The organism is Allobosea sp. NPDC003192, assembly GCF_050275675.1.
GTDB lineage: Bacteria > Pseudomonadota > Alphaproteobacteria > Rhizobiales > Beijerinckiaceae > Allobosea.
The window spans coordinates 23,809-30,769 of sequence record NZ_JBNNPK010000034.1 but is presented as its reverse complement, the minus strand read 5'-3'; the positions used below and the strand labels follow the sequence as shown (position 1 = coordinate 30,769).

Genomic DNA, 6,961 nt, shown 5'->3' with positions numbered 1-6,961 from the left:
CGTCTCTAAGGATGCTCCAGGAGGCTCCGGAACCAGCTGGAGCATCCTTCGAGACGCAGCTTTCGGCTCCTCCTCAGGATGAGGGCTGGGGGATGCCTCGAACAGTCTGTCGCTGTGGCGGCGCGAGCCGCAAACAAGTTCCAAGGAAGAAAATCTATGCTGACCGAAGCCCAGCGCGCGCAGGTGGTGCGCTCCTTGCTCGAAAGCCACCGCACCAAGAAGCAGGGTGAGCGGCCCTCGCAGATGTTCCCTGAGATCAAGATCGAAGACTCCTACGCAATCTCCTCGGCGGTGGCGCAGGAGCGGGTCAAGGCCGGCGCCCGCATCATCGGCCACAAGATCGGCCTGACCTCCAAGGCGATGCAGGCCTCTTCGAAGATCGACGAGCCCGATTACGGCTACCTCTTCGACGACCTTCTGCTCAACGACGGCGCCAAGGTGAAGTTCGAGAATTTCTGCGTGCCACGCGTCGAGCCGGAGCTGACCTTCATCCTGAAGGAGCCGCTGAAGGGGCCGGGCATCGGGCTGATCGATGTGCTGCGGGCGACCGAATATGTCGTGCCGTCGATCGAGATCATCGACGCGCGCGTCACCGAGCCGCGCAAGATCTTCGACACCGTGGCCGACAATGGCGCTGCCGCCGGCATCGTCCTCGGCGGCCGGCCGGTGCGGCCTGAGGACATCGATCTGCGCTGGGTCGGCGCGATCTTCTACCGCAACTCCGAGATCGAGGAGACTGGCCTCGCTGCTGGCGTGCTCGGCCACCCCACGATGGCGATCGCCTGGCTCGCCAACAAGCTCGCACCCTTCGACATCACCCTGCAGCCGGGTGACCTGATGCTGTCGGGTTCCTTCACCCGGCCGGTCTGGGCTAACAAGGGCGACACGCTGCACGCCGATTTCGGGCCGCTCGGCAGCGTCTCCGTCCAGTTCGTCTGAAGGATCGCTCGCCAATGGATCTGCCCCGCAACGCCTTCAAGGCCGCGCTCGCCCGCGGCGAGCTCCAGATCGGGCTGTGGAGCAGCCTGTGCAGCCCGATCGTCGCCGAAATCATCGGCCAGAGCGGCTTCGACTGGATTCTGGTCGACACCGAGCATTCGCCGAACGAGCCGCCGGCCGTACTCGCCCAGCTCCAGGCGCTGCAGGCCGGCACTGCGACGCCGATCGTGCGCCCGGCCTGGAACGATCCGGTGCTGCTGAAGCGCCTGCTCGACATTGGCACCCAAGCCGTGCTGGTGCCTTTCGTCCAGAATGCGCAGGAGGCGGCCAAGGCCGTCGCTGCCTGCCGTTATCCGCCGGCCGGTATCCGCGGCATCACCGGAAGCGGGCGCGGCAGCCGCTATGGCCGCGTGCCGGATTATCTCAAGCGCGCCGATGCCGAGATCTGCGTGCTCGTGCAGGTCGAGACCGGCGAGGCGCTGGCCCAGATCGAGGCGATCGCTTCGGTGGACGGGGTCGACGGCGTCTTCATCGGCCCCGCCGACCTCTCGGCCTCGCTCGGCCATATCGGCAATCCCGGCCATCCCGAGGTGCAGGCTGCGATCAAGGGCGCGGTCGAGCGGCTGGCGGCCGTCGGCAAGCCGGCCGGTATCCTGACGCCGTCAGAGGTCGATGCGCGCCGCTATATCGAATGGGGCTACCGCTTCGTCGCCGTCGGCTCGGATCTCGGCCTTTTGACCAAGCACGCGGACGCGCTGGCGAAGACGTTCCGGTAGGCCAACCCGACGGTTGGTCATCCACCCTTCCAACACGAAAGGCCCCGCAGTTGCCTGCGGGGCCTTTCGTATGAACGCGCGATGCGCGCGTCTTTCAATCGTCCCTGAACACCCGCTCATTGCGCTCATGGCGCTCCTGCGCCTCGAGCGACAGCGTCGCGATCGGGCGGGCTTCCAGGCGCTTCAGCGAGATCGGCTCGCCGGTCTCCTCGCAATAGCCGTAGGAGCCGTCCTCGATGCGGGAGAGGGCAGCGTCGATCTTGGAGATCAGCTTGCGCTGGCGGTCGCGGGCGCGCAGCTCGATGGCGCGGTCGGTCTCCGAGGAGGCACGATCGGCGATGTCCGGATGGTTCTCGCTCTCGCTCTGCAAGGTGACCAGGGTCTCCTTGGCCTCCTTGAGGATCTCCTCCTTCCAGGCGAGCAGCTTGCTGCGGAAATACTCCCGCTGCCGCTCGTTCATGAACGGCTCGCCATCGCTGGGCTTGTAGTCGGGGTCGAGAGTGATCTGCTTCGACATGGTGGGCCTTCTACATGATCATCCGCTCGAAGGCCCCGCCGGCTTTGCCGTGTCGAGGCCGCCGATTTGGCGCCCTTATAGCGATTGGTCACATCGGGAACAATCGCTTTTGCGCAGCCGTGAACAAGCTGGCAAAGCGCTGGAAAATCAGCGCAATCTGACGATGGCCGCGGCAATGTCGGCCGTGAGAGGCACGGCGATCTTTCTGCGGTAGTGGGTATGGTCGAAATAGTTGTCCGGCTCGCGATTCTCCGGCCGGTCGACGCGCCAGTCGACGAGAGCGGTGCGCGGGCGCTCGGCGGCGAGCTTGGTATAGGCGTTGAGGCAGCCGGCGTCGGCATCCGCTCCGGCTGTTCCGGGCACGGGCAGGGCCGTCACGATGTTCGGTGGCCGTACGAGCACGACCGGAACGTCCGAAGCGGCGCGCTCGAGCAGTTCGCGCAGTGCAATGGCCGGAGGAAAATGCCCAGTCAGGTTGTAGCCACTGATGTCGACCTGCTCGCGCAACGCTTCTCGAAGCTTGGGATCGGCAACGTATCCCTGGGCCTCGTAGCCCGCCTCGTAGTCCCAATAGCCGTCAGGACGTGCGCGTTCCGGCGAGGGCGTCATGAGATAGCTCAGGCGGCGAAGGCTTTCCTCGATCACATCGAAACGCAGCAGACCGCGCAGATAGGCAAACGGCGACCGTTCGTACAGCCAGAACGGGAACGGGCGGTTGACCGGCAGGTCGGCGTCCGCAAAGCACCAGCGGGCATCGACGCCGATCACCAGCGCCTTCGCCGGCTCCTTGCGGTGGCGCAGGAACCAGTCGAGCAGGACGAGGGTCTCGCGTGGGCCGGTGGCGGGGGCGATCAGCGAGACGAAGGGGATGCCGGTTTGCTGCGTCAGCTGCTCCGGCGAAACCAGCTGGACATGCGAATTACCGAAGATGGCGCCGGCAAAGGCCGGATCGCGACCGCGGCTGGCGGCGGCGGTGCGTGGTCCCTGCGGCCTGACGCCGGTCTTGAGCGCGAAAGGCGAACGCCCGCTGTCGTAAGGGTCGACCAGAAGGGCGAGCGTCGGCAGTGCGACCACCATTCCCGCTGCGACCAGCAGGAAGGTCCGGACGAAGCCGCGCCAGCGCCCCCTAGAACTGGAAGTAGATGAATTCATAATTGGCGTCGTCGCCGATCTTGAACAGGATCAGTACGAAGAGAATAGCGGTGAGGAGAGCCAGCCAGCGCGCCGGGGTCGCCTTGTGCACTGCCGCCCAGGCGGTTGGGCCGATCATGGCGACGGCGATCGCGGGCACGAAGGCGCGCCATTTGAAGCCGGTCCCGACCGGGCCAAGGCCGAACAGGCCCTTGTAGATGGTGAGCGCCGCCTCGAAGGAGGTGGCGCGGAACAGCACCCAGCACAAGGCGACGAACAGGAAGGTCAGCGCCCAGCCGAGCAGCGCGGGCATCGGTAGCCCGGCGCGGCGCCAGAGCACGCCGATGGCGAGCACGGCGCCGTGCGCCACACCCCAGGCGACGAAGTTGAGACCGGCACCGTGCCAGAGGCCGCCGAGCGCCATGGTGGCGAACAGCGCCCAAAGCTGCAGCGGCAGGCCATGCCGCGAGCCGCCGAGCGGGATGTAGAGATAGTCGCGCAGGAAGCGGGACAGCGTCATATGCCAGCGCCGCCAGAAATCCTGCAGGCTTGTGGCGCGGTAGGGCACGTCGAAGTTCTGCGGCAGCACGATGCCGAAGAGCAGGGCTAGGCCCAGCGCCATGTCGGTGTAGCCGGAAAAGTCGAAATAGATCTGGAAGGTGAAGGCGAGGGTGCCTTGCCAGGCTTCCGTCAGGCTTAGCATCTTGCCTTCGGCCGCGGCGGCGAAGACCGGGTTGGCGTATTCGGAGAGCGGGTCGCTGAGCAGCACCTTCTTCGCCAGGCCGATCGTCAGCAGCATGATGCCGCGGGCGATGCGCTCGGCGGCGTCGGGCCGCAGGTAAGGGCGCTCGTCGAGCTGGTGCATGATCTCGCGCCAGCGCACCAGCGGCCCTGCGAGCACCTGCGGGAAGAAGGCGATGTAGAGCGCGTAGCGGACGAGATCGTATCGCGGGGCCTCGCCTCGGCGCAGATCGGTCAGGTACATCACATGGTGGAAGGTGAAGAAGGAGATGCCGAGCGGCAGCGCGAGATCGAGCTTCGTCGTCGGCAATCCCGGAATCATCGCAGCGAGATCGGCGAAGAAGTTGAAGTACTTGAAGAGCGCCAGGATTGCGAGATTGATCACGATGGCGAGCGTGATCAATGTTCCACGCTTGGTCTTAAGGAAGGCTTCCGCGATCAGCCAGTTAAGCAGGATCGAGAAGGCGAGCAGCGGCACGAAGCGCCAGTCCCACCAGCCGTAGAAGGCAAAGGAGAGCAGCGCCAGCAGCGCCAGCCGCCAGGCCGGCGCGAAGCGTTCGACCAGCCAATGCAAAGCGAGCGCGAGCGGCAGGAAACCGAGCAGGAAGGCGAAGGAGTTGAACAGCATCGGGCGGGCGAGGGCGGCAGGAGAAAGGCCGCCTTAGACGATTATCGCCGCCCTGTCATGGTCAGGACGTCGCACGCCGCCCTCGTCGCAGGCCTCTTGCTCAGATGTTGTCGCCGCGCAGCGCCTCGCAGACGGCTTCCGTCACCTGCGCTGTCGTCGCCCTGCCGCCGAGATCGGGTGTGTGCAGGCCTGGGTCGGCGGTGACGCGCTCGACTGCGCGCATCAGCCGGGCGGCCGCGGCCTTCTCGCCGAGATGGTCGAGCATCATCGCTCCCGTCCAGAAGGTCGCGACGGGATTGGCGATGCCTTTGCCGGTGATGTCGAAGGCCGAGCCATGGATCGGCTCGAACATGGACGGCGTCTTGCGCTCGGGGTTGAGATTCGCGGTCGGTGCGATGCCGAGCGAGCCGGCCAGCGCCGCGGCGAGATCCGAGAGGATGTCGGCATGGAGATTGGTCGCGACGATGGTGTCGAGCGTCTCCGGCTTCAGCGTCATGCGCATGGTCATGGCGTCGACCAGCATCTTGTCCCAGGCGACATCCGGGAAGCCTGCCGCCACCTCGGCGGCGATCTCGTCCCACATCACCATGCCGTGGCGCTGGGCGTTCGACTTGGTGACCACGGTCAGGAGCTTGCGCGGCCGTGAGCGGGCGACCTCGAAGGCGTAGCGGATGATCCGGGTGACGCCGGCGCGGGTGAACATGGCGACATCGGTCGCGACCTCCTCGGGCAGGCCCTTGTGGACGCGCCCGCCGACGCCGGAATACTCGCCCTCGGAGTTCTCGCGCACGATCACCCAGTCGAGCTCGGGGCCGGAGACATGGCGCAGCGGGCTGACGATGCCGGGCAGGATGCGGGTCGGCCGGACATTGGCGTACTGGTCGAGCGGCTGGCAGATCGCGAGCCTGAGGCCCCAGAGCGTCAGGTGGTCGGGGATATCAGGCGCGCCGACGGCCCCGAAATAGATCGCATCGAAGGCGCGGAGCTGGTCGGCGCCGTCAGCCGGCATCATCACGCCGTGCCGGCGATAATAGTCGGAGCCCCAGTCGAAGGCATCGATATCGAGGCGGAAGCCGCCATCGCGCTCGGCACAGACCTCCAGGGCCTGGAGCCCGGCGGCGATGACCTCGGGGCCGATACCGTCCCCGCCGATGGCGGCGATCCTGTGCGTGCGCATGCTCTTGTCCGATGCTGTGCTGCTGTTGCTGAGGTGATTACTGGGCGGTCACGCCGGCATTGCGGATGACCGGCACCCATTTGTCGATCTCGCTGCGGACGAGCTCGCCGAGCGCGGCCGGGGTCTGGCCGGCCTCGTCAGGCAGTTCGGCGCCGAGCTCGAGGAAGCGCTTGCGCGTCGGCTCGTCCTTGAGGGCGGCGCGGGCGGCGGCGTTCAGCTTGTCGACGATCTCCTTCGGCGTGCCCTTGGGCGCGAACATCGCGTTCCAGCCCGTGGCCTGGAATTGCGGCAGGCCCTGCTCGGCCGAGGTCGGGACATCGGGAATGACCGGAAGCCGGTCCTTGACAGCGACGACGAGGCCCTTGCCTTCCTTTGCCTGCACGCTCGGGACGATGGCGACGGTCTGGTCGCAGACATAATCGACCTGGCCGCCGAGCAGCGCGTTCAGGGCCGGGCCGGAACCGCGGAAGGGGACGTGCTGCGGCTTGGTGCCGAGCAGCGAATCCAGGAAGAGGCAGGTCAGATGCGAGGTCGAGCCGACACCGCCCGAACCGTAGTTCAGCTTCTCGGCATTGGCCTTGAGATAGGCGACGAACTCACGGAAATCCTTGACCGGCAGGTCCTTCTTGGCGACCACCAGCATCGGCGTCGAGGCCGAGTTCATCACCGGCTCGAAATCGGTACGCGGATCATAGGCGAGCTTGGGATAGAGCCCGACGCTTGCTGCCTGCGTGCCGAGATTGCCCATCAGCAGCGTGTAGCCGTCCGGTGTTGCCCTGGCGACGCGGGTCGCTCCCGTGGTGCCGCCGGCGCCGGCGACGTTCTCGACCACGACCGACTGGCCGAGCGTGCGGCCCATATGGTCCGCCATCAACCTGGCGACGATATCGGTGGTGCCGCCGGCGGCGAAGGGTACGACCAGCGTGATCGCGCGGGTCGGGTAGGTCTGTGCAGCCACTGAAGATATCACCGCCAGCCCGAGCGCCAGCGCGATCAGCATTCGCTTCATCGGTTCTCTCCCTGTGCGAGCGCCGGTCGGCGGCGCTTCGACC

At 66.4% G+C, this 6,961-nt stretch carries 7 protein-coding genes; 2 read left to right on the top strand and 5 right to left on the bottom strand.

Going from position 1 to position 6,961, the window contains the following annotated elements:
- Positions 1-156: 156 nt before the first annotated feature.
- Both hpaH and ACQKLX_RS28855 read left to right on the top strand, forming a co-directional pair.
- On the top strand, positions 157-939 hold the full coding sequence (gene hpaH / locus ACQKLX_RS28860; RefSeq protein ID WP_427364996.1) for a 2-oxo-hept-4-ene-1,7-dioate hydratase: 783 nt from the start codon (positions 157-159) through the stop codon (positions 937-939).
- 14 nt (positions 940-953) lie between these two features.
- Positions 954-1,715: an HpcH/HpaI aldolase family protein gene (locus tag ACQKLX_RS28855; protein ID WP_427364995.1), complete on the top strand. Its 762-nt coding sequence runs from the start codon at positions 954-956 to the stop codon at positions 1,713-1,715.
- 94 nt (positions 1,716-1,809) lie between these two features.
- On the opposite strand, the gene dksA is transcribed toward ACQKLX_RS28855, so the two are convergent.
- The 5 genes from dksA to ACQKLX_RS28830 form a co-directional block, all read right to left on the bottom strand.
- Entirely contained in the window at positions 1,810-2,232 is a 423-nt protein-coding gene (dksA, locus tag ACQKLX_RS28850; protein ID WP_427364994.1) for an RNA polymerase-binding protein DksA, read from the bottom strand.
- Between the two features lie 147 nt (positions 2,233-2,379).
- Positions 2,380-3,384, bottom strand: a complete 1,005-nt coding sequence (locus ACQKLX_RS28845; RefSeq protein ID WP_427364993.1) for a hypothetical protein — start codon at positions 3,382-3,384, stop codon at positions 2,380-2,382.
- Entirely contained in the window at positions 3,359-4,732 is a 1,374-nt protein-coding gene (locus tag ACQKLX_RS28840; RefSeq protein WP_427364992.1) for an MBOAT family O-acyltransferase, read from the bottom strand. The genes ACQKLX_RS28845 and ACQKLX_RS28840 overlap by 26 nt, the downstream gene beginning before the upstream one ends.
- Positions 4,733-4,832: 100 nt before the next feature.
- The gene (locus tag ACQKLX_RS28835; RefSeq protein ID WP_427364991.1) at positions 4,833-5,909 is read right to left on the bottom strand and encodes a tartrate dehydrogenase; all 1,077 of its coding nucleotides are present in this window, start codon (positions 5,907-5,909) and stop codon (positions 4,833-4,835) included.
- Between the two features lie 37 nt (positions 5,910-5,946).
- The gene (locus ACQKLX_RS28830; RefSeq protein WP_427364990.1) at positions 5,947-6,918 is read right to left on the bottom strand and encodes a tripartite tricarboxylate transporter substrate-binding protein; all 972 of its coding nucleotides are present in this window, start codon (positions 6,916-6,918) and stop codon (positions 5,947-5,949) included.
- Positions 6,919-6,961 lie beyond the last annotated feature (43 nt).

Excerpts from the sequence above, each read along its gene's own strand:
- hpaH (WP_427364996.1), top strand. The coding sequence starts at position 157 with ATGCTGACCGAAGCCCAGCGCGCGCAGGTGGTGCGCTCCTTGCTCGAA.
- ACQKLX_RS28855 (WP_427364995.1), top strand. The coding sequence starts at position 954 with ATGGATCTGCCCCGCAACGCCTTCAAGGCCGCGCTCGCCCGCGGCGAG.
- dksA (WP_427364994.1), bottom strand. The coding sequence starts at position 2,232 with ATGTCGAAGCAGATCACTCTCGACCCCGACTACAAGCCCAGCGATGGC.
- ACQKLX_RS28845 (WP_427364993.1), bottom strand. The coding sequence starts at position 3,384 with ATGAATTCATCTACTTCCAGTTCTAGGGGGCGCTGGCGCGGCTTCGTC.
- ACQKLX_RS28840 (WP_427364992.1), bottom strand. The coding sequence starts at position 4,732 with ATGCTGTTCAACTCCTTCGCCTTCCTGCTCGGTTTCCTGCCGCTCGCG.
- ACQKLX_RS28835 (WP_427364991.1), bottom strand. The coding sequence starts at position 5,909 with ATGCGCACGCACAGGATCGCCGCCATCGGCGGGGACGGTATCGGCCCC.
- ACQKLX_RS28830 (WP_427364990.1), bottom strand. The coding sequence starts at position 6,918 with ATGAAGCGAATGCTGATCGCGCTGGCGCTCGGGCTGGCGGTGATATCT.